The 24,404-nt window shown below is 42.5% G+C and carries 22 protein-coding genes; all 22 read right to left on the reverse strand.

What is annotated here, in order from left to right:
• Window positions 1-530 precede the first annotated feature (530 nt).
• Window positions 531-2,021: a lysine--tRNA ligase gene (gene lysS, locus BLS16_RS06630; RefSeq protein ID WP_092331470.1), complete on the reverse strand. Its 1,491-nt coding sequence runs from the start codon at window positions 2,019-2,021 to the stop codon at window positions 531-533.
• A gap of 246 nt (window positions 2,022-2,267) precedes the next feature.
• Entirely contained in the window at window positions 2,268-2,738 is a 471-nt protein-coding gene (gene greA / locus BLS16_RS06635) for a transcription elongation factor GreA (RefSeq protein ID WP_014901122.1), read from the reverse strand.
• Between the two features lie 232 nt (window positions 2,739-2,970).
• A complete protein-coding gene (dusB, locus tag BLS16_RS06640) occupies window positions 2,971-3,927 on the reverse strand; it encodes a tRNA dihydrouridine synthase DusB (protein WP_092331473.1) in 957 nt (318 codons plus the stop codon).
• A 13-nt stretch (window positions 3,928-3,940) separates the two neighbouring features.
• On the reverse strand, window positions 3,941-4,714 hold the full coding sequence (locus BLS16_RS06645; protein ID WP_092331476.1) for a type III pantothenate kinase: 774 nt from the start codon (window positions 4,712-4,714) through the stop codon (window positions 3,941-3,943).
• Window positions 4,715-4,902: 188 nt separating this feature from the next.
• Window positions 4,903-5,880 (reverse strand): biotin--[acetyl-CoA-carboxylase] ligase, encoded by a 978-nt coding sequence (locus tag BLS16_RS06650; protein ID WP_176786094.1) that lies wholly within the window; start codon window positions 5,878-5,880, stop codon window positions 4,903-4,905.
• Window positions 5,881-6,753 (reverse strand): carboxylating nicotinate-nucleotide diphosphorylase, encoded by an 873-nt coding sequence (gene nadC / locus BLS16_RS06655; RefSeq protein ID WP_092331478.1) that lies wholly within the window; start codon window positions 6,751-6,753, stop codon window positions 5,881-5,883.
• Window positions 6,719-8,362: an L-aspartate oxidase gene (nadB, locus tag BLS16_RS06660; RefSeq protein WP_092331481.1), complete on the reverse strand. Its 1,644-nt coding sequence runs from the start codon at window positions 8,360-8,362 to the stop codon at window positions 6,719-6,721. The genes nadC and nadB overlap by 35 nt, the downstream gene beginning before the upstream one ends.
• A gap of 18 nt (window positions 8,363-8,380) precedes the next feature.
• On the reverse strand, window positions 8,381-9,307 hold the full coding sequence (gene nadA, locus BLS16_RS06665) for a quinolinate synthase NadA (protein WP_092331483.1): 927 nt from the start codon (window positions 9,305-9,307) through the stop codon (window positions 8,381-8,383).
• 81 nt (window positions 9,308-9,388) lie between these two features.
• Window positions 9,389-9,772, reverse strand: coding sequence for an aspartate 1-decarboxylase (gene panD, locus BLS16_RS06670; RefSeq protein ID WP_092331486.1), 384 nt, complete (start codon window positions 9,770-9,772; stop codon window positions 9,389-9,391).
• The gene (gene panC, locus BLS16_RS06675; RefSeq protein ID WP_092331488.1) at window positions 9,765-10,622 is read right to left on the reverse strand and encodes a pantoate--beta-alanine ligase; all 858 of its coding nucleotides are present in this window, start codon (window positions 10,620-10,622) and stop codon (window positions 9,765-9,767) included. Before panC ends, panD begins: the two co-directional genes overlap by 8 nt.
• Before the next feature lie 39 nt (window positions 10,623-10,661).
• Window positions 10,662-11,522, reverse strand: coding sequence for a Rossmann-like and DUF2520 domain-containing protein (locus BLS16_RS06680; RefSeq protein WP_092331491.1), 861 nt, complete (start codon window positions 11,520-11,522; stop codon window positions 10,662-10,664).
• 262 nt (window positions 11,523-11,784) lie between these two features.
• Window positions 11,785-12,261, reverse strand: a complete 477-nt coding sequence (gene folK, locus BLS16_RS06685) for a 2-amino-4-hydroxy-6-hydroxymethyldihydropteridine diphosphokinase (RefSeq protein ID WP_092331494.1) — start codon at window positions 12,259-12,261, stop codon at window positions 11,785-11,787.
• A 4-nt stretch (window positions 12,262-12,265) separates the two neighbouring features.
• Window positions 12,266-12,631, reverse strand: a complete 366-nt coding sequence (gene folB / locus BLS16_RS06690; protein WP_092331496.1) for a dihydroneopterin aldolase — start codon at window positions 12,629-12,631, stop codon at window positions 12,266-12,268.
• On the reverse strand, window positions 12,618-13,832 hold the full coding sequence (gene folP, locus BLS16_RS06695) for a dihydropteroate synthase (protein ID WP_092331499.1): 1,215 nt from the start codon (window positions 13,830-13,832) through the stop codon (window positions 12,618-12,620). Before folP ends, folB begins: the two co-directional genes overlap by 14 nt.
• Window positions 13,833-13,842: 10 nt before the next feature.
• Window positions 13,843-14,325 carry an HD domain-containing protein gene (locus BLS16_RS06700; RefSeq protein WP_092331868.1) on the reverse strand — a complete coding sequence of 161 codons (483 nt, stop codon included), beginning with the start codon at window positions 14,323-14,325 and terminating at the stop codon, window positions 13,843-13,845.
• 49 nt (window positions 14,326-14,374) lie between these two features.
• Entirely contained in the window at window positions 14,375-15,085 is a 711-nt protein-coding gene (locus BLS16_RS06705) for a DUF881 domain-containing protein (protein ID WP_092331501.1), read from the reverse strand.
• Window positions 15,085-15,795 carry a DUF881 domain-containing protein gene (locus BLS16_RS06710; RefSeq protein ID WP_092331504.1) on the reverse strand — a complete coding sequence of 237 codons (711 nt, stop codon included), beginning with the start codon at window positions 15,793-15,795 and terminating at the stop codon, window positions 15,085-15,087. The genes BLS16_RS06705 and BLS16_RS06710 overlap by 1 nt, the downstream gene beginning before the upstream one ends.
• Window positions 15,796-15,857: 62 nt before the next feature.
• A complete protein-coding gene (ndk, locus tag BLS16_RS06715; protein WP_092331507.1) occupies window positions 15,858-16,310 on the reverse strand; it encodes a nucleoside-diphosphate kinase in 453 nt (150 codons plus the stop codon).
• 35 nt (window positions 16,311-16,345) lie between these two features.
• Window positions 16,346-18,265: an ATP-dependent zinc metalloprotease FtsH gene (gene ftsH, locus BLS16_RS06720; protein WP_092331509.1), complete on the reverse strand. Its 1,920-nt coding sequence runs from the start codon at window positions 18,263-18,265 to the stop codon at window positions 16,346-16,348.
• A gap of 78 nt (window positions 18,266-18,343) precedes the next feature.
• On the reverse strand, window positions 18,344-19,798 hold the full coding sequence (tilS, locus tag BLS16_RS06725) for a tRNA lysidine(34) synthetase TilS (protein ID WP_092331511.1): 1,455 nt from the start codon (window positions 19,796-19,798) through the stop codon (window positions 18,344-18,346).
• Between the two features lie 276 nt (window positions 19,799-20,074).
• A complete protein-coding gene (locus BLS16_RS06730) occupies window positions 20,075-21,835 on the reverse strand; it encodes a formate--tetrahydrofolate ligase (RefSeq protein ID WP_092331513.1) in 1,761 nt (586 codons plus the stop codon).
• Between the two features lie 318 nt (window positions 21,836-22,153).
• A complete protein-coding gene (locus tag BLS16_RS06735; RefSeq protein ID WP_092331516.1) occupies window positions 22,154-24,238 on the reverse strand; it encodes a SpoIIE family protein phosphatase in 2,085 nt (694 codons plus the stop codon).
• Window positions 24,239-24,404: the final 166 nt, after the last annotated feature.

The raw sequence follows: 24,404 nt of genomic DNA on the forward strand, positions 1-24,404 counted from the left end.
CTGAGCCAGGATCAAACTCTCCAAAAAAAGTTATTTCAAACTTCTCATTAGAAGAAGATGATTGACTCATGATTTATTTTGAAACTCTTGCGAGTCTCTCTCATTGGCTGTCCTTGTTGTTTAGTTTTCAAAGACCATGGTGTCAGTGATTTCAATTTATTTGTTCAGAATCAATGACCGGAATTACATAGTAGCATTTTAGCTTTACATTGTCAAGACATTTTTAATGACTTTTCAATAACCTTTAACGCCTTTCGCTTTACAATTATTTTGTCGAGCGAACAAATAGTAATATACCATATGAATACGCCCCTACTCAAACTCCCTTAGGTGATATTATAACCATATTTACTTTAATAATTACAATTTTACTCCATTATGCTCCATATATCTCTAGTTTTAATTTTTTAATTATAAGTTTCTTATGGGTGCTTAATTTCAATAAACCTTATTATTTGTTAATTAAATGCTAGATGTTTGTACGATTAAAACATACAAAGCTGCCCCTTAAATGGAGCAGCTTCGCAATACTATTCTATAGTATCTTCATCTTGAACATTTTCATCTCTTGGTCGCATCGTTGGGAAAAGGATAACATCGCGAATTGAAGCAGAATCCGTCAATAGCATCACTAAACGGTCTATTCCGATTCCGAGCCCGCCCGTAGGAGGAAGACCATATTCTAGAGCTTGTACAAAATCTTCATCCATAATATGAGCCTCATCGTCCCCTTTGGCGCGCTCGGCAGCCTGTGATTCAAAACGTTGTCGTTGATCAATAGGATCATTTAACTCGGAAAAAGCATTGGCTAGTTCACGTCCAAATATAAACGCCTCAAACCGATCGGTATATTCGGGTTGCTTAGCATTGCGTTTTGCCAATGGAGATATTTCCACAGGATGTCCAATGATAAATGTCGGCTGTATCAAATTTGGTTCAACAAAGGCTTCAAAAAACTCATTGATGATTTTCCCTCGTGATGCATCCACTTGGACGTGTATGCCCTTTTCACGAGCTTTATCACGAGCTTGTTCATCTGTTACGATTTCCCTAAAGTCCACTCCCGAATACTCTAATATTCCATCAATCATAGGGAGGCGCTTCCAGGGTGTCTTAAATTGAAGGGGTTGACCTTGATAGGTAATTTCGGTAGTACCGTGAACCTTTTGCACAATATGAGCAATCATTTCTTCAGTCAATTCCATAATATCTTCATAATTAGCAAACGCTTGATAAAGCTCCATCATAGTAAACTCGGGATTATGTTTGATTGAAATTCCCTCGTTTCTAAAGGTTCGTCCAATTTCATAAACTTTTTCAAGTCCACCTACAATAAGACGTTTTAACGGAAGCTCGAGAGCAATCCTCAAATATAGATCCATATCAAGAGTGTTGTGATGAGTAATAAATGGACGCGCTGCTGCCCCTCCAGGAATAGTATGTAAAGTAGGCGTTTCCACCTCAAGGAATTCCCGCTCCTCCAGAAACTCTCTCATATAACGAATTATTTTGCTCCGTGTCACAAAAACCTGACGCACATCGGGATTCATTACTAAGTCCAAATAACGTCTACGATATCGGGTTTCTACATTGGTTAGCCCATGAAACTTTTCAGGGAGTGGTCGCATAGCTTTAGACAGAAGCAAAACCTCTCCTGCATGAATAGATATTTCTCCTCGTTTAGTCCGAAAAACCTTCCCTTTTACTCCGATAATATCACCTACATCGAATTTAGAGATTAGGTCAAACATAGTTTGCCCCAATTCGTCCATTCGAATATAAATCTGAAGACGTCCATTAAGGTCTTGTACATGTGTAAAGATAACCTTACCTTGATCACGCTTGCTCATAATTCGACCAGCAATACTTACTTCTTGGCCCTCTAGCTCTTCAAAGTGCTCTAATATCTCAGAGGTTTTATGGGTTCGCACATAGCGATCAGCATAGGGTTCAATATCTGCTTGGCGAAGCATCTCAAGCTTTTCTAAACGAATTCGCCAGAGGTCGTTGGTATTATCCATCTTTATTCCTCCATCAATTATTCTCTATTACCAATTTTACCAAACTAAGACTTCAATAAACAAGTTTAGATATAATCTTTAAATATCGTTTGCTCAACAAGGACTATATTCCATATTTTGGATTAACAAAATCAATAAACAAAGTGCAGCATCTGTGCGTGGCTAAACCAAACCACCAGTCACAGAAACACTGCACTCTCTAAAGCTAATGTGTCTACACAAATTTCAAATCTTGAATGTTAAAGTCTATTTAATATCAAGAATTTGATAGTGTAAAATACCTGCTGGAACATTTACTTCGACTACGGATCCTTTAGTTTGGCCTAAGACTGCTTTTCCAACAGGAGATTCATTGGAAATTTTATTAGTACCTGGGTCAGCCTCAGCTGAACCGACAATAAAATATTCTTCTTCATCACCGTAGTCTAAGTCTTTGAGGCGTACTTTTGTACCTACCGCCACAACATCAGTTCCTTCAAGTTCATCAATTATTCGCGCATTTCTGAGCATCTTTTCAAGAGTGATTATCCGACCTTCGATAAAGGCCTGATCGTTTTTAGCATCGTCATACTCAGAGTTTTCACTGATATCTCCAAAGTCAATGGCCTGCTTAATGCGCACGGCAACTTCCCGCCGCTTCACAGTTTTAGATAGTTCCAACTCCTCCTCAAGCTTCTTGAGGCCTTCTAATGTTAGAATAACTTCTTTTTCAGCCATATTTTCCTCGCTCCCTTTTCTCGTCCTACGCATCACGCTTCTATACTGACTGTACCGAGCGTTTTAAGAACCTTATATGCGTAATTCCTTTAATATAGGAACTCCTTAAAAAATTCCTCATTTGCATTACTCGTTATTATAAGGACCTGGCAAATTATTGTCAAGGACGCACCTCTTAACGTTAACAAGGCATCTTGTCAAATTATTTATTATTTCGGCAAGATATCCAGCGTTACCCTGAAATCCTATTTAAGACTGCTTGCATGTCTTCGACGGATCTGGTTTGCATTATCTCGTCACGAACTTTTGCAGCCTTGCTAATTCCTTTGATATACCACACAGCATGTTTTCTCATTTCGTTAAGACCGATTCTTTCACCCTTATAATGCAACACACGTTCAAAATGTTTTAAGGCAACCTGTATACGCTCTTCAATGGAAGGCTCAGGTAATATTTGCCCATGTTTCAAAAAAAATTGGGTGCGCGGTATGAGCCAGGGATTTCCTAATGCTCCGCGTCCGATCATTACCCCATCACATTCAGTTTGCTCAATCAATCTACCGGCATCTTCAGGCTTCAAAACATCCCCATTGCCAATCACCGGGATGCTGACTGCCTTCTTTACTTGTCGAATCCATTCCCAGTCAGCATGCCCAGAATAAAACTGTTCGCGGGTTCTTGCATGAACGGTTATCATCTGAACACCAACCGACTCTAACCCTTTCGCCAATTCAAGCGCCACTATTTCCCTATCATTCCAACCAAGGCGTATCTTTACCGTTACAGGTATATTGACTGCGCGGACTACCGCTGAAGCAATTGCCTGAGCACGGGGGAGATCCTTTAGTAATGCCGATCCTTCACCATTTTTGATAATTTTTGGAGCAGGGCACCCCATGTTGATATCAATAATATTAGCATTGCACTTTACGGCCAATACAGCCGCTTGAGCCATTGTCTCGGGATCATTGCCGAATAACTGTACAATCCTTGGCTCCCCTTCGCCACTTAAGTCCAGCATCTGCAAAGTTCTCGAGTTTTGATAAGTCAGTGCCTTGTCACTTATCATTTCAGTCCATACATACTCTCCGCCGACCGAACGTACTGTTTCTCGAAACGCTTTATCTGTTACCCCAGCCAAAGGTGCCATAAACACCGGGACTCCAAGTTCATAATGTCCTAACTTCATATTATTATTCCTCTTAGTTACTTTTCCTGTTACGCTCGTAGATTAGTAACAGCCCCTCAAGGGTTAGAAAAGGATCTACTTTTTGGATCATTTCTGACTCTTGAGAAATCATTTTTGCTAATCCCCCTGTGGCAATCACTTTAGTCTCCGGCCCTAGTTCACTTTTCATACGTTTAACAATACCATCTACTTGACCGGTGAACCCATAGTATATCCCGGATTGCATTCCCGCTACTGTGTTCTTGGCAATAACTGATGTAGGTCTAACCATCTCAATTCGGGGCAATTTCGAAGCCCTCTGAAATAGGGCTTCTGTCGAGATTCCAATTCCCGGCGCAATTGCCCCACCTAAATACTCTCCCCGTTTCGATATTACGCAAAATGTTGTTGCAGTGCCAAAATCCACAATGACTAGGGGGCCGCCGTATTTAGTATATGCAGCCACCGCATTCACAATGCGATCAGCACCGACCTCTCTAGGGTTGTCATAAATAATAGGCATTCCGGTTTTAACACCGGGCCCCACAACCAGAGGTTCTACTCCAAAGTATTTTCGCGCCAGAGCTTCCAACGTTGGCATAACCGGAGGAACTACTGATGAAATCACAACTGCATCAATTACTTCAAAACTCAACCCACTTAAATCAAATAAATTTTTAATAACCACTGCGTATTCATCCATAGTTCGGGACTTATCTGTGGACACTCTCCAATGATTAGTTAACGTCCTTTCATCATAGACTCCCAACACAATATTTGTATTACCCACATCAAATAAAAGAATCATAATACCGCTCCTTTTAGTTCAAGATCCTACGACTAGATCAAACCCAATCGCTGCTGATCCATATACAACATCAAGAATAATTCCTAACATAATGACTAATACTGGTAAAACACTAAAAGGAAACAACATTCCAGTGAAAGACCATGCCTTATCACCGAAGCCATTGCATTTTTAAAATCGTGCAAAAGTTAAAAGTACCCCTGTTTAGACCGTAGTTTAATCTCTCCTGCAGAAAACGTTACCTCTTCGTTTCCAGTTTCTAAGATTAGTGCCCCATCAATTGAGATCCCTTTAAAGACACCTTCAATTACGTCCTCTCCCCGGAATATTCTCACCCCTTCACCTAAACCAATGGCTCTTTTCGTCCATTTAGATCTCATCTCATCAAACTTTTTTTCCTCGAGGAAGATCAATTCTCTTTCAAGGTTTTCTAAGATTTTTGCGGCTAATAAATTAAGGTCTATGTCAAACCCTAAAATTTCTTGAAGAGTCGTAGCCGGAAATGTATTATTCAATTGTTCCCGGGGAAAATTGCCATTTACCCCTATTCCCAGAATTAACGTTTGAACTGTATTCCACTCGCCTACAACTTCTCCAAGAATTCCAGCCAGTTTCTGTCCTTTATAAATAAGATCATTCGGCCATTTGATCCCTATAGACAACTCAAAAAGTTCCTGCAAAGTGTCTACAATCGCCACACTTGCCGCAAGGGTTATTTTTGAAGCATCGGCTAACGACAGGTTTGGCCTTAGAACAACGGACATCCATAGTCCCCCTGCCGGAGACTCCCACTGCCGTTGAAGCCTTCCTCTCCCCGCTTGCTGTCGACTTGCCAACACAGTCAGTCCGTGTAAGGCGCCTTGGCGAGCCAGCTCTTTTGCCCGATCATTTGTCGATGATAGCTCAGCGGAAAAATCAACCACTCTTCCTAATGCTTGGGTACTCAACGCCTGCTTAAATACCCACTCATTTAAAGCAAGAGGGGTTTTCAATAATCGGTAGCCATTCTTGGTTTGGGCCTCAATTGCAAAGCCTTCTTCCCTTAATATCTTAATCTGTTTCCAAACAGCAGCTCGAGTGACATTTAATTGGTTGCTTATTCTCTGACCAGACACTACTTCTTCTGAATGTGCCGTCAAAAGATAAAGGATGTCATCACGCAACATTTAAGATCCTCTTTCCCAACTTGCTCTGGTTGTAGCCTTTATTTCTCCTATATCAAGACTAAAGTCCATTGCCCTGACTGAATGTGTTAATGCCCCAATTGAAATTAGGTCAACCCCTGTCTCAGCCACCTGGCGAAGTTGGTCCTCCTGAATTCCCCCTGATGCCTCAACAATTGCTCGCCCATCGATGTACTGAACCGCTAGCTGCATCTCGTCAATTTTCATATTATCCAGCATGATTACGTCGACACCGCAGGCTACAGCTTCCTCAACCTGTTCCATAGTCTCACACTCAACCTCGATCTTAATCATATGTCCAATTGTAGCCCTTACCCTTTTAACGGCTTCTGTTAAACCACCTACTGCCGTGAGATGATTATCTTTTAGCATCACTGCATCATAGAGGCCAAAGCGATGGTTTTGTCCACCTCCGACTCTAACTGCATATTTCTGTAAAGAACGCCAGCCTGGGAGGGTCTTTCGGGTATCAACTATACAAGTTGATAGGCCCGAAACTTGGTCAACAGCCCGTTTGGTCGCCGTAGCGATTCCGGAAAGATGCTGAATAAAATTCAAGGCTGTTCTTTCTCCCTGTAAAATACCGCTTAGAGGCCCGTCAAGTTCTATTACGACCTCCCCAACCTTGACCTCATAACCATCCTTAAACAGTTTGCAAACCCTAATCCTCGGGTCTACACGCTGAAAAACCTGCTCAACAAGCTCCAGCCCCGCAACTACCCCATCCTGTTTAGCGTACAATTTGGCCATACTCGTGAGATCATCCGGAAAAATCTTAGTGCTAAGATCCCCTGTCCCGATATCCTCAAGCAACGCTCGATCAATCAGCTCTTGAAACTGAAATGTAGCGTACATAATTATCCTCCTTACGTTGAAGAGAGTGCTTTTGCCACGCATCAAGCGGCAAGGGATAGTCCGAACGGAAATGTCCCCCTCGGCTTTCTTTGCGATCCAAAGCTGCTTTAGCAATAGCTGTCCCAATTATCAACATGTTAGCTGTTTCATAGTCATCCACGGAAGGAGTTAACAAAACCTCGTGCTCCCAATCCGCAAGCAACCTTGCTGCTTCTTTGAGACCCTCTTCATTCCTCAAAATACCAACCCGACTCCACATTAAGTCTTGAATTTGCTTGCGCAAGCACAGACTTGACATCTGCTTAGACACATTTGTTCCAGCTTCAATTCCGGATTGACTATCTTCAGGACTCACAACCTCTTTCCAGAAGGGTCGCTTACCATCAAATTTATCTCTTATCCTTTTAACGATACGTCCACCAAATACAAGCCCATCTAATAGAGAGTTGCTTGCTAACCGATTAGCTCCATGAACCCCATTACAAGCACATTCTCCTGCAGCATAGAGCTGAGATAGACTGGTTTCACCGTATGAGTTTGTGGCAATCCCGCCCATCATATAGTGAGCCGCCGGGGCAACTGGCAAAGGCATTGTTAATACATCTACACCATACTTCAGACAGGTTTTGTAAATGTTAGGGAATCTCTCAAGAATTCGCTTCTCTCCGATAGGGCGAAAATCCAGATAAACAGAGCCTTTATTCATTTCTTCCCAAATTGCTCGGGCCACAATATCTCTTGCAGCAAGCTCTTTCCCGTCTGTCTTATCCATAAAGCGTGAACCGGCAGCGTTGATTAAATGTGCACCTTCACCACGTACAGCCTCAGAGATAAGAAAGCGGGGAGCATTGGGAATTAATAATGCTGTTGGGTGAAATTGGACAAATTCCATGTCCATCAAATCCGCACCAGCACGTAACGCTACCGCCATTCCATCACCAGTTGCAACATTAGGATTAGTGGTAAAGCTATAGACCTGACCCAAACCGCCTGTTGCCAAAACCACTGCATTTGCCAGATGTCCTTCTAGTTCTCCAGTCTCCCCGTTCAAAACTAAGGCACCTATAATATCCCCTTTAGCATTTTCTAATAAGTCAATTACAAAACGATCTTCAAAAGTACTAACCTCGGGAGTTGACTTAACCTTAGCAACTAAGGCCCGCTCAATTTCCCAGCCTGTAGAATCCCCTAGGGCGTGGAGTATTCGTTTTTGACTATGGGCACCTTCTCGAGTAAGAGCAAGCTCTCCATTCTGATAATCAAACTGGGCCCCCATACCCATGAGCTCTTCAACACAAATAACGCCCTCTTCGACTAAAATTTTAACCGTTAATGGATCACAGAGGCCTGCACCTGCTCTTAGAGTATCCTTCAAATGCTGTGACGGTGAGTCAGCCTCATCAATGGCAACCGCGATCCCACCTTGTGCATGTTCAGTATTGCTTTCTTTAATTGTTTTTTTGGTCAGAACTGTAACCTGAAAATGCTCACTTGCTTTAATCGCAGTATATAAACCTGCTATACCGCTTCCTAATACGAGTACGTCCGATTCAAAGACCTCTACCCCTGATTTAGACCAAGGGCACAAATATCGTCTCAAAACACCCATCCCCTGCTCTCCTGCTGCTTACAAGGCCAGCATTCGCTCTAGTGTCGCTTTGGCTTTTACTCGAATATCCTCTTCCACGGTAACCCGGGGAGAGAGGGTTTTAAGTCCATCGCGAACCTTTTCTAAGGTAGTCATCTTCATATTTGGACAAACCAGTCGTTCTGAAGCAAGATAGAATTTTTTCTCCGGACAAACTTTGTGGAGTTGATGTAGTATCCCTGACTCTGTACCTACTATAAACTCTTGATTTTCGGAGTTCTTCGCATAGTTGATTAAGCCTGCAGTAGAGCCTATATAATCTGCCACTTGGCATATTTCCTCACGACATTCTGGATGCACAATAACCTCAGCCAAGGGATGCTCTTTTTTTACCGCCTCAATGTCATCCTTAGTCAGGCGGTGATGTGTTTTACAATAACCGGGCCATAACTGAAGTGAACGTCCCAAGATTTTGGCTGCATATCGACCTAGATTTTCATCGGGAATAAATAAAATATCCTCACCGGCTAATGACTGTACTACTTTAACTGCATTAGAGGAAGTACAACAAATATCACTCTCTGCTTTAACTTCTGCTGAAGAATTAACATAACAAACCACTTGAACTCCGGGAACTCTCTTTTTATAGGCCCGTAACCCCTCTACATCAACCATATCTGCCATAGGGCAACCTGCATTCAACTCTGGCAATATGACGACCTTATCAGGGGATAAAAGAGCAGCACTTTCCGCCATAAAATGGACTCCACAAAAGACAATCACTTCTGCATCAGTGTCAGCCGCTTGTTGACTTAATTGGAGAGAATCTCCAACAAAATCAGCAATATCCTGAATCTCTGGTCTCTGATAGTAGTGGGCCAAAATAACTGCGTTGCGTTCTTTTTTTAGTTCCTCAATTTCTCTAGCTAAACTTTCAAATAAATCGCGACTTATGCTATAATTCATATCTTTACACCCTCTCTAAAGTGACTTAACACAAATAGCCAACGCCTTAAGCTTCCACTTAAGTTAAAGCTTTTTGCTTTGTCAAGCCTTCTGCCCATGGACTTCCCGATCAGAAATCCTGGTCTCTTGGTTCTTCTCATCAACAAAGACAACCTTTGGGGTATACTGCCGAGCTATTTCATCGGTTAAGACGGCATAGGAAATAATGATAACTTCATCTCCAACATGCACCTTACGGGCAGCAGCACCATTTAAACAGATTACTCCGGAATTCCTCTCTCCAGGAATAACATAAGTTTCGAGTCTTTCTCCATTATTATTATTAACAACTTGTACCTTTTCATTAACTAATAAGTCTGCCGCTTCCATTAATGCGCTATCAATTGTAATACTGCCTACATAATGAAGATTTGCTTCTGTTACAACCGCCTTATGAATTTTTGATTTCATCATTGTTCTATACATTGTGCTTAACCTCCACAACCTTATTATCAATTAAACGGGTTGTCCCAAATTTAACGGCTAAAGCAATTAAAACTGGTCGCTTAATATCTGTCACTTCGGTCAAGTCACTTGCGTCCCTAACTTCAACATAGTCAATGACCCCTTGACTTTTTAAGGTTATACTCTTTATTATCTGTTCTTCAATTTCTCGAGCTGATTTTTGCCCCATTTGAATGCTTCTCTCGGCTTCATTAAGGCTCTTAGACAGAATTAAGGCTTCCCGCCGTTGTTCTGGATTTAAAAAGACATTTCGCGAGCTCATCGCCAATCCATCGTCTTCACGCACAATGGGAACAGGACAAATCTGAATCGGAAGATTGAGATCAGTAACCATCCGTTTAATAATTAGATACTGTTGATAGTCTTTCTGACCAAAAAAGGCCATATCCGGTTGAACAATATTAAACAACTTATTGACCACCGTTGCAACGCCACGAAAATGCCCAGGACGGTTTGCTCCGCAAAGCATCTCATCCAATTCTCCGACCTCTACAAATGTTACCATTTTCTCAGGATACATTTCCTCAACGGTCGGATGGAAAAGGATATCAACCCCAGCTGCCTCGACCAAAAGAGCATCACGTTCTATGTCTCTGGGATAACGCGTCAGGTCTTCATTAGGGCCAAATTGTAAGGGGTTAACAAAAATGCTCACTACCAAGAATGCGCCCGTTTTCTTGGCTTGATCAATTAATGTCAGATGCCCATGGTGTAAAAAGCCCATAGTTGGGACGAAAGCAATTTTTCGCCCCCGTTTTTTTTCTTCGGCTATAATATCCTGCAGATCAGAAATACGAGAGGTTCTCTTCATTCGACATTCCACCTTTCTTTAGGAAAACGGTTTAAGCAATTATCCCCCAAGCAAACTTCTCAACATATCAAGCTCTTCTATAGAATAACTTAAGCCTTGAATAGATCTCTTGCTTTCCCCTAACTCTAAAGCTTTCAACCCTAAACCCTTATAAATCTCTGTAAGCCTAGGCGGCAGTTGGTCTAAATGTCCTTTTACCACTTGAGCATCTCCTCGGGCAATTGGACCAGTTAACGCTTGAGGCAACCCGACTCGCTCTAAATTAGAAAGCGTCCCTTGCATTAGTGGCAATAATGAAACTAATGCTTCGCTTCTTGGAATACCCGCCTCGGCAAAAAGGTCTACCGCCATGGAAGCAAGCACAGCCAAATAATTTGAGGCAACTACTGCACCGGCATGATAAAGAGTCTTTTCGCTAGCCAAAATCTTATGCGGGATACCACCAAGATCTTTTACAATATCTGCTCCTAGTTCCTCTTCCTCGCCTTCTACGCCAAAATGAGTTCCTGACAGGATCATCAAAGCATTCTCCACACTTGCAAAGGCTTGCAGAGGGTGTAACGATAAGCACCTGACCGGCAAATCTTTCTGAACACGTAAAATTTCCGAAGGAAGGGATCCCGAGCAATGAATCCAGACTTGGCCTGGAACAACAAGGTTCTTGGCGACCAGCTTTTCTGCAATCAAAGGGATTATCCCATCCTGAGTCGTAACGAATAAACAATCAACTGCTGGCACAAGTTCCTCTAACTGCAAATGATCCTTGTTGATAAAACCTCGAAAACGTTCGTAAGAGAGACGACTTCGGGTATGAACCCCTACGCACTGATGTCCCGCCTTCGTTAACTGTACCGCCAAAGCAGTTCCTACAATTCCTGCTCCAATAACCCCAAATTTCATCCCGATCTCCTTCTCATAATGAACTATGCAATCCAGTAACTGTCGAATAACAAAAAAAACACCCCCACGAGCGTGAAGGATATCGTTCCCTCCGTCTCGGTCTTCAAGATCCAAGCGGGTTAATTATTTAACTAAAAAGCATATGTCGAACTAATATTTAGACTCGTACTAATTTTATCATCTTTCTTATAATTCTGACATTGAATTAAAATTATTTAATCTAATTAAGTACAATTCATGGTTTGATATTGTCCAATTAGATTCATTGTTTATTTGTGGTCAGAGGATAGACCTTCCCTTCCCCTTCAACTTCATTTATTGATCTTCCGGAAGGCAAGATGAGTTCCGGAGCTATTTCCCGCAAAGGGGCAAGCACAAAAGCTCGTTCTTCTAAATACGGATGAGGCAATCTTAACTCTTCAGACTCACTAACCCTATTATCATAAATAAGCAGGTCAATGTCAATCGTCCTTGACCCCCAATGTTCTTTGCGAACTCTCCCTAGGCGAAGTTCAATTTCCTGACAAACATGAAGGAGGTCCAATGGTTCTAAGCTTGTCTCGATTTCCACCACCTGATTCCAGAATAAAGGTTGATCTAGTCTTCCCCAGGGTTCGGTTTCATAGATACGAGATGCCGTAATAACTCTAATAGCTGGGCCTTCCAAAGCTGAAATAGCCTCGCTGAGATAATATGCTCGATCTCCCAGATTACTTCCTAATCCTAAGAATGTTCTCATTCAATCACCTGCTCCGCCAAATCTCCACTGAAACATCTCTAAAAACACCTTGGATAGGCGCTTGTGGTTTATGCACTTCTACTCGTAGCGACTCGCAGGCAAACTGATCCAGTACTCTCTGGGCAATTTCTTCCGCCAAGCGTTCTATTAACAGATACCTGCCTTTAGTTACGCATGTTTTAATCACTTGATATACTTCACCATAATGAATGGTATCATCCACGCTATCTGAAGAACCTGCCTTCTGCAAATTATGAAAGAGATCCAGATCTATCAAAAATCTCTGTCCTAATGCCTGTTCTTCCGGCATTACCCCATGATACCCATAAAATTCCAGTCCCCTTAAATGGATAACATCATGCCCCGACATAGCCAGCTCCTCTCTGTCCCCTTACAATCGCATCTGCCATTTGCATTGCTCTTTTATTAGCCTTAACGTCGTGAACACGAATGATATCCACTCCCGAAACAATCCCTAAAACGCTGGTGGCCAACGTCCCTTCTAAGCGCTCATTGACGGGTAGGTTTAATGTATTTCCGATCATTGACTTACGCGAAGTTCCTAATAATACCGGACGCCCTAAGGTCTTAAATTCGGCCAAGCGAGCCATGACCTCAAGATTTTGGTCCGTCGTTTTCCCAAATCCGATTCCCGGATCAACAATGATTTGATCCCTCTCTAAGCCATAGGATTCTGCTAATTCAATGCTCTTTTGTAAAAATGCAAAAATATCGCCTATTAAATGATGATAGGCCGTTCCAGCTTGATTATGCATAACAACAACAGGTACTTGGAAATCACCGACAACTTTAGCCATAGCCGGGTCTTTTTGCAATCCCCATACATCATTGATCATGTGCGCGCCTGCTTCAAGAGCTTTAGCCGCTACACTAGCTTTGTAGGTATCTACTGAAATGGGAACACTTACTCGTTCTAGCAGCATCTTCAATACCGGTTCTAAGCGCATCCATTCCTCTTCGGCACTTATGCCCGAATAGTTTGGTCGTGTTGACTCCCCGCCAATATCTAAAATATCTGCCCCATCTTCTATCATAGATTCTGCCTTAGTGACAGCGTCTTCTAGGTTATTGAATTTACCACCATCAGAAAACGAATCCGGAGTGACATTTAAAATTCCCATTACTAGGGTACGCCCCCCCAGAATAAGTTCCTTTCCACGGCAATTTATACTACGGATATTGGCCGGCTCTAAATCAGTCAGAAGTTGCTTAAGAGCATGTCCAACGCTCTTTAGTCCAAATGGTTGTGCCAGCACCTTCTTCGCCAGGTGCTCTAATTGCCGGACTGTACCTAATAACATGACATCTGTTGCATCTATGTTATTAGTTATTACCTCCCTGTGTACAGCAGCATCCCCACCAACGGAAAGCATCTCTTGTTTGAGAATATGGGCTACTCGCAACGGAACCTGCTCTAATTTTATAGCACGCCCTATTCCCTTGCCGGCCATTTGGGCTACTCCTCCCGGATCGGATCCTATCTGTGTCAAGGCTATTTTAGATTCTTGCAAATTATTAATCGCAACCCAGCGCATCCCATATACTTGCATTGTTGCCTCCTTAATACATAATCTGCTTCATCGCAGGCTTAAATTTGTAACACGAACTTTGAGCTCCACAATATCGACAATCTCTGGACCAATCATCGGCTCTAGCTAATGCCTCACCTAATCGGCTTAACTCATCATTATGGTGTAGCCGATGTTCGCGAATCCCCTCTAAAATGACTCCGATATCCTCTGAACTAAAATCACATTCTGCCAGCAAAGGGTATGCCAAACGAGCACTTGCCTCGGCATGATCTTCACCCGTCTGATATTCAACCCAACGTCCAATATCATGAAGCAATGCTGCAGCATAAATTGATTCTTTAGAGAAATGGAAATCTCCCTTTTCTAAGAGGTAAGCATATGCTACACGCGCAACATTTAGTCCATGCTCAAAGCCATGTTTACAAAAAAGTCGCTCTTTCTCTAATTCAACGTTTTTTAGCAAATAGCTTGCAAAATCCTTATGGTCTATTAAACGATTGACGCGTGCCATTGAATACAAACTATCCCACACCCCTCATGATCGCCATTCTTAGCGGATTCTACGACTCCTGAGAATTAAAGTTTTTCGCTTGTTTAAATGTATACGACCCTTTGAAGGATGGAATTCGCAAGGATTTTCTGGCGATACTGACCGTCATCCCTCTCTGCTTAAGGGTCACAGCTTCAAGTTCGGAAAAATAATCCATAAGGGTAGCTTGATCTCCAATCGCACTTACTTCGTACGGAACCCCCTCCGACCGGTTCACAGGTACTTGATTTACCAAGATGGTTGAATTTCCACTTATCACAATGGCCGTGGAACCAACGACTCGTTGATCATTGATACTAATTGCTTCCGCTCCCGCCAACTTCAAAATATTGATCATAGTTGCAATATCATTGGTGTTGAGGGGAAAAGCAACTTTATTATTACGGTCATCGATACTGATCAGTATTCCCGGGCCTTCAACTGCCTGTGTACCATCAAGCATTTGCAGTTGTTTTAAGTGTACCAGAAGTTGAGGATCTGTTCCTACCTGTTTACGTGCCACATCCAACCTTGCCGATAACTCCTGATGTTCCTTTTGGAGCTGAGCATTTTGCTCTTGAGAATTTTGAAGAACCGCCTTCATTTGGCTCATACGTTGTTCGCTAATTTGTTCTGCGGCCGATACATTCTTTTGTGTTTGGGCCTGAAGGGCAATTAAAAAGCCTAAAGCAATTGCTACCATAGTAACCGGTAAAGCTAAAGTTCTTTTCCAACGCTGCATTATGTTCCCTCCTTGACAGGTTCTGCATAACGGTATTCTTTTAGTTTGCCAGCCGGAGTTATGATATTGTCTAGTACTTCTAGCTTCCGAGTTATTCCATACTGCTCCTGAAATTCCCCCAGTCTATCCCAACCATAAAACTTCAAAGCCGCAGACAGATTATGAGAATCACCTATCGCTCCAATCACATAAGGAGGCATTTGTCGAGTGCCATTAATTTGAATAAACGATCCCCCGCAGAAGACCTCTGTATGGGTGGTTACACGCTGTCCATTAATAGCGACGGCTTCCGCACCGCCATTCCATAGAGCATTTAAAATTTCGCGAATATATTCCTCATGAATATAATACTTATTCTGGTCTTCGTCTCCAGTAGCTACACGTGTCGAGTCATCTAATGTAATTTGCACACCCGGCCCTACAAGTTCTACTAAGCCGGCATTCATCATCGCCTCATGTACTTGCTGATTTAATAAAGACGACGCACTCTGGCCTTGGGCATATTTGACTAACTCCTCTTGGATCTTGGCATTCTCTATTGAGAGTTGTTGGTTTTCTTGTTCAGTTTTAATTAGACTGGGAACAGCTGTTTCTTGAAATGTCACCTGACTGCCCGCTACTCCCTGGGCCTTAATCAGGAGAACAAAGAGAAATCCAAGAAGAATTGTTGATAAACCCAGTAGAGACCGCTCCTTTTTATCTAAATGCATTATTACACCTCCATTTGCCACTGCTACTTGAAAAAAGGACACCCCTGCGGGCGTCCCTTCTTTTATTCACTCAGCCATTCTTCGCCGGCTTTTTTGTAGTCTATAAGTTCCTCAGGCTTGAAGTAAAGGGCAATCTCACGTTCAGCACTAGCGAGAGAATCTGAACCATGTATAACATTTCTGCTGATATCCATCCCATACATTCCTCTAATAGAGCCGGGATTAGAATTTGCCGGGTTTGTCGCTCCCATCAGCTCACGAGCTAAGGCAACAGCATTTTTTCCTGCCCAAACCATCGCCACCACAGGAGAAGACATGATGTAACCAACTGTTGGCTCGAAGAACCCTTTGCCCCTATGCTCTGCATAATGTTCTTCCGCCAAGCCCCGGTGCACTTGAATAAGCTTCATACCTACGAGCTTAAAGCCCTTTTTTTCAAATCGACTAATGACCTCTCCCACTAATCCCCTCTGAACTGCATCTGGTTTAAGCATAATAAATGTGCGTTCTTCCATCCTACGTCCTCTCCTTAATTCGAAACTTCTATAATCTATTGAATTTTATTAAACGCATCTTCAATTGTTTGAGCCGGCAATTCTGAATCTTGTTTATCTTTTATCTCAAGACTTTCTAATCCGTCAACGGATTTCTCACTGCCCTCAATCCTTTGATCGAACTTTTCCATTAACGCTGCAAAATCTTTGACATCAAGGGTTTCCTTTTCCATTAATGCCTGTGCAATGGCATGTAACTTGTCAATATTTTGCATAATGAGATCTTGAGCTTTCTGATAGCAACTATCAATAATGCGTCTGGCCTCTTTGTCGATGGAGTATGCTACAGCATCACTATAACTGCGGTCACGAGAAATATCTCTGCCTAAGAAGACTTGTTCTTCTTTATGGCCAAAAGTAAGTGGACCCAATTCCTCAGACATTCCTAATTCTGTAATCATTTTACGAACTATTCCTGTGGCACGCTCCAAGTCATTTGAGGCGCCTGTGCTGATTTCATGAAGCACTACTGCTTCAGACACACGCCCACCAAGCAGCATTACCACTTGATCAAGCAATTGTGACTTGGTCATATAATTTCGATCTTCCTTTGGTAGAAGAAGTGTATAGCCTCCCGCTCTCCCGCGCGGAATGATGGAGACCTTGTGTAAAGGATCAGTATGAGTGAGAAGTTCCCCTAACAGTGCATGCCCGGCTTCATGATAAGAAACCAGCTTCCTCTCAAAAGGACTAATGACTCTGCTTTTCTTCTCCGGCCCAGCAATTACGCGCTCAATGGAGTCTTCAACAGCCTGTTGTTTTATCTGAGTTTCATTCCGCCGCGCGGATAGAAGAGCAGCTTCATTTAAGAGATTCGATAAATCAGCACCAGTAAATCCAGAGGTTTGACGAGCAATAACCTCTAAGTCAACGTCTTTTGTCAGCGGTTTATCCTTCGCATGAACTTTGAGAATCTCCTCCCGACCTTTAACATCCGGGACATCAACAATCACTTGCCGATCAAAGCGGCCGGGACGCAATAATGCTGGGTCAAGAACATCCGCTCTATTTGTAGCCGCAATGATAATGACTCCATCATTACCGTTAAACCCATCCATTTCTACAAGAAGTTGGTTCAGAGTCTGTTCCCTTTCATCATGTCCTCCGCCTAAACCAGCTCCCCGTTGTCGGCCAACCGCATCAATTTCGTCAATAAATACGATACAAGGAGCATTCTTCTTGGCTTGTTCAAATAAATCCCGAACTCGAGACGCCCCGACTCCAACAAACATTTCAACAAAGTCTGAACCACTTATGCTAAAGAATGGCACCCCAGCTTCTCCGGAGACCGCTCGTGCAAGTAAGGTTTTACCCGTTCCTGGAGGTCCGAAGAGCAGAACACCTGTAGGAATCTTAGCACCCAACTCATGAAACTTCTTCGGAGACTTTAAGAACTCAACAACTTCCTGAAGCTCTTCTTTGACTTCGTCGGCACCAGCTACATCTGCAAATGTCACTTTTTTCTTATCTTCGCTAACCAAGCGGGCTTTGCTCTTCCCAAACTGCATCACTCGGTTGCCGCCGCCTTGACTTTGCTGCATCATAAAGAAAAACAAACCTACAATAACAATGATGGGCAACATTGTAGTTAGAAGACCCATCCACCAAGGAGACTTCGGTGGCGATTCCACAACCAGTGGAAGGCCGTGAGCATATAAATCTGCTACAAGTTGCGGGTCAGAGGCAAGTCCGATAACCTCATGTTTTTTCTCGTCTTTCAATGTAACGGTATACTTAGTGGAGTTGTTGTCAACAACAGCCACCACACTTTTAACCTGATCCTCAACAACCGCCTTTTTGAAAGCGTTATAATCCAGACCTACCTCTTTATTAACAGGAGGGGTCGACCACTTTATTAAGACTATTGCCATGAGAATTATAAGTATATAAATTGCCGCATTCTTTAAGACCTTCAAATATGGTCCTCCTCTCTAGTTAAGAAGCTACTTCAATTAAGAAGCAATTCTTCATATTATACCATGCAGTATCAGTTTTTACAATGAATTCAAATTGCTAACACCCCTTCGTGGTACAAGAATACAATAGATTTTTTCCCCATTATAACCGAAATGATATAGCCCACTTTGGCGAACCCCCGGGATCCATAGCACCTCGTTTCCAAGAGCGACTAAAGGTATTTTGCTCCTCTCTTTCTCTCCTATCTTTGCCTCCTGAAAAACCTTTTTAAGCGGCTTATGGCCAACACCGCGAATCCAAATCTTGTCCCCTTCTCTCCGATAGCGGCACACCAATGACTCTGCAACAGATGTTAAGAGGTCACGGCTAAAGACTGCCATCTGATATTCAAGTCCTTCCTCCGTTTTTAAGGAGGTAAGATCCTCCTCTCCCAGAAAGCCAATAGCTATGTCAAGTTCGGGAATTTCTGTCCACTTTTGCATGAATAACGGGGTTTCTATGTCCAGCCCCGGTGGAGCATCTGCCTTGTCAACGCCCCTATTTAATCGCACTTTATTGGGCTGAGGAGGGCTAAATATCAATCCTTCATTTGTAATCTCAACTTTCAAGCCCGGCAAGTCCTGCATCCAACCGAGCCTTGCCTGAGAAGACATAATCTTACTAATATAGGAAAAACCTATTCCTCGAGGCTCCTGGTTGACTTGCATCGCTGCCTTTCGCAATAAGCGAGAAAGTATGGCGGCAGGTTCTTTAAATACATCCAAAGTAAGACAAGTGGTTCCTTTAAGATCTTCTCTGTGATAACGAAGCCAAGCAGCCTCCACTTGTGTCGTTAAATACTCTTCATCCCAACGCAAGAGCTCTCCAGTACGCCCTAAAATCTCCTGAATGCGGGAATTGTAGCTTCTCTCTAATTCTGGCAGTAACTCTAAGCGGATACGATTCCTTACGTATATCGGCTCTTCATTCGAATGATCAAGGGCATAGGGAATTGCTTCTCTAGTACAATAATCTAAAACACTTGCTTTGGAAAAGGTAAGCAGAGGGCGAATAATTGAGTCCTTGGTAGGGTACATTCCAGCTAATCCTGCCGTTCCACTTCCTCTAAGCAGCCGATATAGAATCGTCTCAGCTTGATCTCCTAGGTGATGAGCCGTAGCCAATAGAGAGCATTTATACTCCTCCATGTCTGCTTTCCAACGGGCATATCTCCACTCTCGGGCGGCTTCCTGAAACGATTTTCCACTCTCTTTAGCATATTGCTTTGAATCAAACCGATGAATAAGACAGGGAAGCTTCCACTGGTCAGCCATTTCTTGAACCAAGACCGCTTCATCATCAGACTCTTTTCGAACCCCATGATGTACATGAGTTAATACAAGAGATATTTCTTTGCCCGATTCCTCCTGTACATATCTCCAAAGGATATGACTTAAAGCCATAGAATCCGGCCCGCCGGATACTGCAACCATAACTTTAGTTTTCGAAGGAATTAATTGAGGCAGTATGTATTTGCGCAAATGCTCGTACATCTTGCGCCTCCTTTGTTCATTACTTATATCTTTCCACTGAAAAAATACTTTATAACTTATCTTCATAAACTAGTTTAACACTTTCTCTAAAAACAAACACTCTTTGCCCATAAAATTGTAGTTCCTTTGATAATCAGTAAGCCAGATGCGATATCTTTGGCTTTTAAAAAGGTTAACTCTGAAATTCTTTTCAGGGACATATGCAATTACCCATTCAACAAATAGAAAAAGCCCTGATTTCTCAGGGCTCAATTCTTTCAAACAAAACCATACTTTTTAGAACAATCCACTTACCTTACCAGTCTTTGTATCCACATCAATTCTTCGGTAAGCTGGGTCTGAGCTTGTTCCTGGCATTAAGCTAATTGCACCTGCCATTGGGCAAAGGAATTTTGCTCCTCCGTAAACTAATACATCACGGATAGGCAGTCTCCAACCTTTAGGAACACCTTTCAGTGCGGGATCATGAGATAAACTTAAATGAGTTTTTACCATCATAGTTGAGAAATCAGCATAATAGGGATCTGATTCAAATCTCTTAGCCTTAGCTTCAGCCTCAGGTGACCAATCGACACCGTCTGCACCGTAAACTTCCTTAGCAATAAGCTCAACACGTTGACGAAGGGGCATTTCTAGTGGATAGAGGCATTTGAAATTGGACTCTTCTTCGCAGGCATCCATAACAGCATCCGCTAACTCTAAAGCGCCATCGCCGCCATTGAGCCAGTGATCTGAGTGGGCACAACGAGCACCCGCAGCTCCAACTATCTTCTTGATCAAGTCGATTTCAGCTTGAGTATCTGTATAGAACCCATTAATGCAAACAACAGGTACAATACCGGATTTCTTAATGATTTCTAGGTGATGTAATAGATTCGCACATCCCTTTTCAACCAGTTCGAGATTTTCCTTAGTGTACTCATCAGGTAATGGACGACCCGGTACCACTGCGGGTCCGCCACCATGCATTTTAAGCGCCCGAATTGTTGCCACGAGAACAGAAACATTTGGCTTTAAGCCACCCAGACGGGCTTTAACGTTCCAGAACTTCTCAAATCCAATGTCGGCAGCGAAGCCGCTTTCAGTAACGTGATAATCAAACATTTTCAGACCAACCCGGTCCGCAATAATAGAGGATTGCCCGATTGCAATATTAGCAAAAGGACCTGCATGAACCATAACCGGTTGACCTTCAGCAGTGTAACAAATAGTTGGATTAATGGTGTTCCGCATCCAAGCAGTCATAGCGCCGTCAACTTCTAAATCTGCAGCAGTTACAGGTTGACCAGTTTTATTATAAGCAACTACGATTTTGCCAATCCGCTCTCTGAGATCCGGAAGATCTTTAGCGACAGCCAAAATGGCCATTAACTCTGATCCAACAGCAATCCCGAATTTTGACTGCATTTGGAAACCATCTTTTTTACCGCCAATACCTATGATAATATTTCTTAGTCCTTGAGCAGCGTAATCGATAACCCAGCCCATTTCTACATTTTTAGGGTCTATGTCCAAACGCTTCAAGCCTCTTTTAGCTAACTCTTCATCCGTATAGTTAGCCTCATGCTGCATCCGGGCATTTAGGGCAACCATGCAAAGATTATGAGCGTTCATGATGTCATTAATATCTCCTGTGAGTCCTAAAGAAAACTCAGTCATTGGAATCAAGAGGGCGTTGCCACCACCTGCAGCAGTACCCTTAATATTCATGGTTGGGCCGCCGGAGGGTTGACGTACTGCGCCACCAACATTCTTGCCTCTCTTAGCCAGTCCTTCAATAAGCCCCAGTGTCGTTGTAGTCTTTCCTTCACCGAGTGGTGTTGGAGTAATTGCTGTTACTTCAATATATTTGCCATCAGGTTTATCTCCAAGGCGCTCCATCATTTTCAGAAAGTCAACTTTAGGGGTTTTTCCATAGGGGATTATTTCCTCTTTCCTGAGGGATAGCTTTTCGATCAATTCTTCCACGGAAGGCATGTTTTTCTCGGCCTCTTCGGCAATCTGCCAGTCTTTAAGTTTTGTTGCATCCCAAGCCATTTTTAAATCCGCTCCCTTATAATAAATTTCTACTTTCCCTAATAATATGGAAAGCTTTCCCGCACCTCAGTTAACAGTAGTATCTAAAAATAGTCAATCCCTTCGCAGCCTCCTAATCAATAAGAATTAGTATATTCCACAAAATGTATTTTTATTTTAAGTGAAAAATACATCGCAGAGTTAAAATTTTCCCAACAATTATTTCTGACTCTGGGTGCCGGGCGGTCTTGAAATAGACACAATAGTTTGATTCGACACGCATTTCTGATATCCTGCTTTTACTCTAATCTTTTAGGCATGTTTTCCACATCAAAAATATCAGGTACTCCAAAAGTTTTTTCGAATGACCATGACTATCCCATCATCATCCAAATCCCCCCCGCTTATTCTGCGAGCTTCCTGACCAATAAGATCCGCCATTTCCTGAGATTTATCTAAGGGGGTCTTCTCTAAAAACTCCATAATCCAGTCCCCCCCTTCCTTTATAACATCTTGCACGCCATCGGTTAACAAAATCAGCGCTTCCCCACTCTGCATATCCATTTCAATAATGGGAGTATCAATCTGGTTTAAAATACCTGCCGGAAGGCTTGATGATTCGATTTTCTTAACTCCATCTTGTCCAATCAAATAGGAGGGTGATGCCCCTACTTTTATTAACTTCAACCCGGTAGATTCTAAGTCAAGAATGGCCATATCAATTGTTACAAAGCTTTCTTCGGGCGATCGCAATACTAAAATGGAATTAAGTGCTTGAATAGCACCCTCAGGCTTAAAACCCGTTGTTAACAGTTGCTCTAGAAGGGTTAAGGCCGTTGCACTCATCTTCGCAGCATTTTCCCCCACACCCATTCCATCACTCAGAACAAAGGCGTGTTCTTTTGATGAGAAGGCAATCGAAGCATAATTATCTCCACTCATTCCGTTTCCGGTTTTAGCAAATGTGGTTATCCCTACATCTAGAAAGAAGCGACGCCGACGTGCTAGATTTGATGGTTTTACTACTTCCCAGTTATGTTGTGTGTGCAGCTCTTTCGCCAAGTTTCCGATAACTTGTGAAACGTTGAGAAATTGCCTGGACAAGGCCTCTTGATTGCCTATCAAGCGGCGTCGCCATGTTTCTTGGCTCCTTTCTTGCTCAATAATAAACTGAACTCCCAAAAGCATCTCTTTTAATCGTCCGCAGTGTCGTTTCCACTCAATTGGTAAGGATTGCAATTTTATATCTGTTTCTTTTTCTACCAGGCCAAAAAGCTCGAAAAAAATATGGTATGTTTTGTAAAACTCTCGATTCCAACATACATCCATTGTCGGACAGGAATGGCATACTCGCTCAACCAGGACATTCATTAATTCCGGAACCTCAGGACGCATCTCAAAAGACTCCGCTTCTGCAGCCTGATAACTCATGGCAATCTGATCAAAGATCTCCGACAAAGCCTTAACTTTAGAAACTGTTGTCTCAACTTCCGGTATAACTTTAGGCTTTAAAAAATTCTTTTCCGGTGTTGCTCCTGGCCAAATCAAAAAGAGAAACAGGCCTACTGTTGAAGAAATAAGCTGAGAATAGATTGCCTCCTGTCGCAGGAAAATAGTAAGCATCAGCATAACCGCTATAAAGGCTGTCCCTATTCCCAGTTTGCCGAATCGCCGGAAGGCTCCGGTACAAAATCCTGCCAAACCATATATTCCCGCATCAATCAGATTCTGAGTACTTATAGACAATTGGGGCATAAAACCGAGCAGTGCTCCCACACCTGCTGCAGTTCCGGCCCCATATCGTTCTGAAACAAATAAAGTAAAAAAGCTCAATAAGACAATAGCAAAATTAATTCCCATGACTTGAACCCCTTGGAGACCGCTGATTACACCAATTAGGATAAAAAGCCAAGCAATACCTTGTTCGTTTTGAAATTCGCCCTTCCAAATTACTTCCTTATGACATAAAGCAAACCAATAAATAATTGAGCATCCTCCTACAATCATCCCCTGCAGAGCAACTATCAAAAAGGCATAAGGATCAGGATCTGTAAAGGTAATTGCAAGAAATGAGACTAAGGCTGTCATAACGCTTGTTGCTGCAACCAAATAAGCCCCTTCATGATTTTTCTTCCGCACTAAAGGTAAAATAACCATCAAGGAGGCTAAAACAGCTACACTTTTTAAAACGAAGGATATGTCATTTAATGATACCATACCGATTAAAATACCAAGTATACCAAACGGAAATCCTTTCTCCCCTCTAAGTATTAATGCTGCCCCAAAAGCGACCCCAAAAGGGTATAACTCAAAAATGCTTCCTCGAGCCAACACCCCCCCTAATAACATGGGAAGAACCGCACTTTCAATGGAAATTCTGCTTCGCAGACCTTGATCTAGTTTCAGTGTCGCCCACTCTGCCATAATGTCACCTCTTAACCATTTATTGGTAATATTATAGCTTAAATTATTGGCAAAGCTTGTCTAGTAACGTCAATAACGCACAGAAACTTTCGACTTCATTCACAGTTAATCTCTTAAAAATACCGAGATGTTCTTTATGCCAAAGAAATATTCCAGCATTTTAGTA

The sequence above is a fragment of the Desulfosporosinus hippei DSM 8344 genome (assembly GCF_900100785.1).
GTDB classification, from domain to species: Bacteria; Bacillota; Desulfitobacteriia; order Desulfitobacteriales; family Desulfitobacteriaceae; genus Desulfosporosinus; species Desulfosporosinus hippei.

Bases quoted from the DNA above. Each gene is read 5' to 3' on its own strand.
- panC (WP_092331488.1), bottom strand. From the start codon at position 10,622: ATGAAGAGAACCTCTCGTATTTCTGATCTGCAGGATATTATAGCCGAA.
- nadB (WP_092331481.1), bottom strand. From the start codon at position 8,362: ATGGGTGTTTTGAGACGATATTTGTGCCCTTGGTCTAAATCAGGGGTA.
- panD (WP_092331486.1), bottom strand. From the start codon at position 9,772: ATGTATAGAACAATGATGAAATCAAAAATTCATAAGGCGGTTGTAACA.
- folP (WP_092331499.1), bottom strand. From the start codon at position 13,832: ATGCAAGTATATGGGATGCGCTGGGTTGCGATTAATAATTTGCAAGAA.
- folB (WP_092331496.1), bottom strand. From the start codon at position 12,631: ATGTCGGGGCATGATGTTATCCATTTAAGGGGACTGGAATTTTATGGG.
- BLS16_RS06650 (WP_176786094.1), bottom strand. From the start codon at position 5,880: ATGTTGCGTGATGACATCCTTTATCTTTTGACGGCACATTCAGAAGAA.
- BLS16_RS06705 (WP_092331501.1), bottom strand. From the start codon at position 15,085: ATGCAGCGTTGGAAAAGAACTTTAGCTTTACCGGTTACTATGGTAGCA.
- BLS16_RS06710 (WP_092331504.1), bottom strand. From the start codon at position 15,795: ATGCATTTAGATAAAAAGGAGCGGTCTCTACTGGGTTTATCAACAATT.
- folK (WP_092331494.1), bottom strand. From the start codon at position 12,261: ATGAGAACATTCTTAGGATTAGGAAGTAATCTGGGAGATCGAGCATAT.
- ndk (WP_092331507.1), bottom strand. From the start codon at position 16,310: ATGGAAGAACGCACATTTATTATGCTTAAACCAGATGCAGTTCAGAGG.
- tilS (WP_092331511.1), bottom strand. From the start codon at position 19,798: ATGTACGAGCATTTGCGCAAATACATACTGCCTCAATTAATTCCTTCG.
- BLS16_RS06645 (WP_092331476.1), bottom strand. From the start codon at position 4,714: ATGATTCTTTTATTTGATGTGGGTAATACAAATATTGTGTTGGGAGTC.
- dusB (WP_092331473.1), bottom strand. From the start codon at position 3,927: ATGAAGTTAGGACATTATGAACTTGGAGTCCCGGTGTTTATGGCACCT.
- BLS16_RS06680 (WP_092331491.1), bottom strand. From the start codon at position 11,522: ATGAAATTTGGGGTTATTGGAGCAGGAATTGTAGGAACTGCTTTGGCG.
- nadC (WP_092331478.1), bottom strand. From the start codon at position 6,753: ATGTACGCTACATTTCAGTTTCAAGAGCTGATTGATCGAGCGTTGCTT.
- BLS16_RS06700 (WP_092331868.1), bottom strand. From the start codon at position 14,325: ATGGCACGCGTCAATCGTTTAATAGACCATAAGGATTTTGCAAGCTAT.
- BLS16_RS06730 (WP_092331513.1), bottom strand. From the start codon at position 21,835: ATGGCTTGGGATGCAACAAAACTTAAAGACTGGCAGATTGCCGAAGAG.
- lysS (WP_092331470.1), bottom strand. From the start codon at position 2,021: ATGGATAATACCAACGACCTCTGGCGAATTCGTTTAGAAAAGCTTGAG.
- greA (WP_014901122.1), bottom strand. From the start codon at position 2,738: ATGGCTGAAAAAGAAGTTATTCTAACATTAGAAGGCCTCAAGAAGCTT.
- nadA (WP_092331483.1), bottom strand. From the start codon at position 9,307: ATGAATTATAGCATAAGTCGCGATTTATTTGAAAGTTTAGCTAGAGAA.
- BLS16_RS06735 (WP_092331516.1), bottom strand. From the start codon at position 24,238: ATGGCAGAGTGGGCGACACTGAAACTAGATCAAGGTCTGCGAAGCAGA.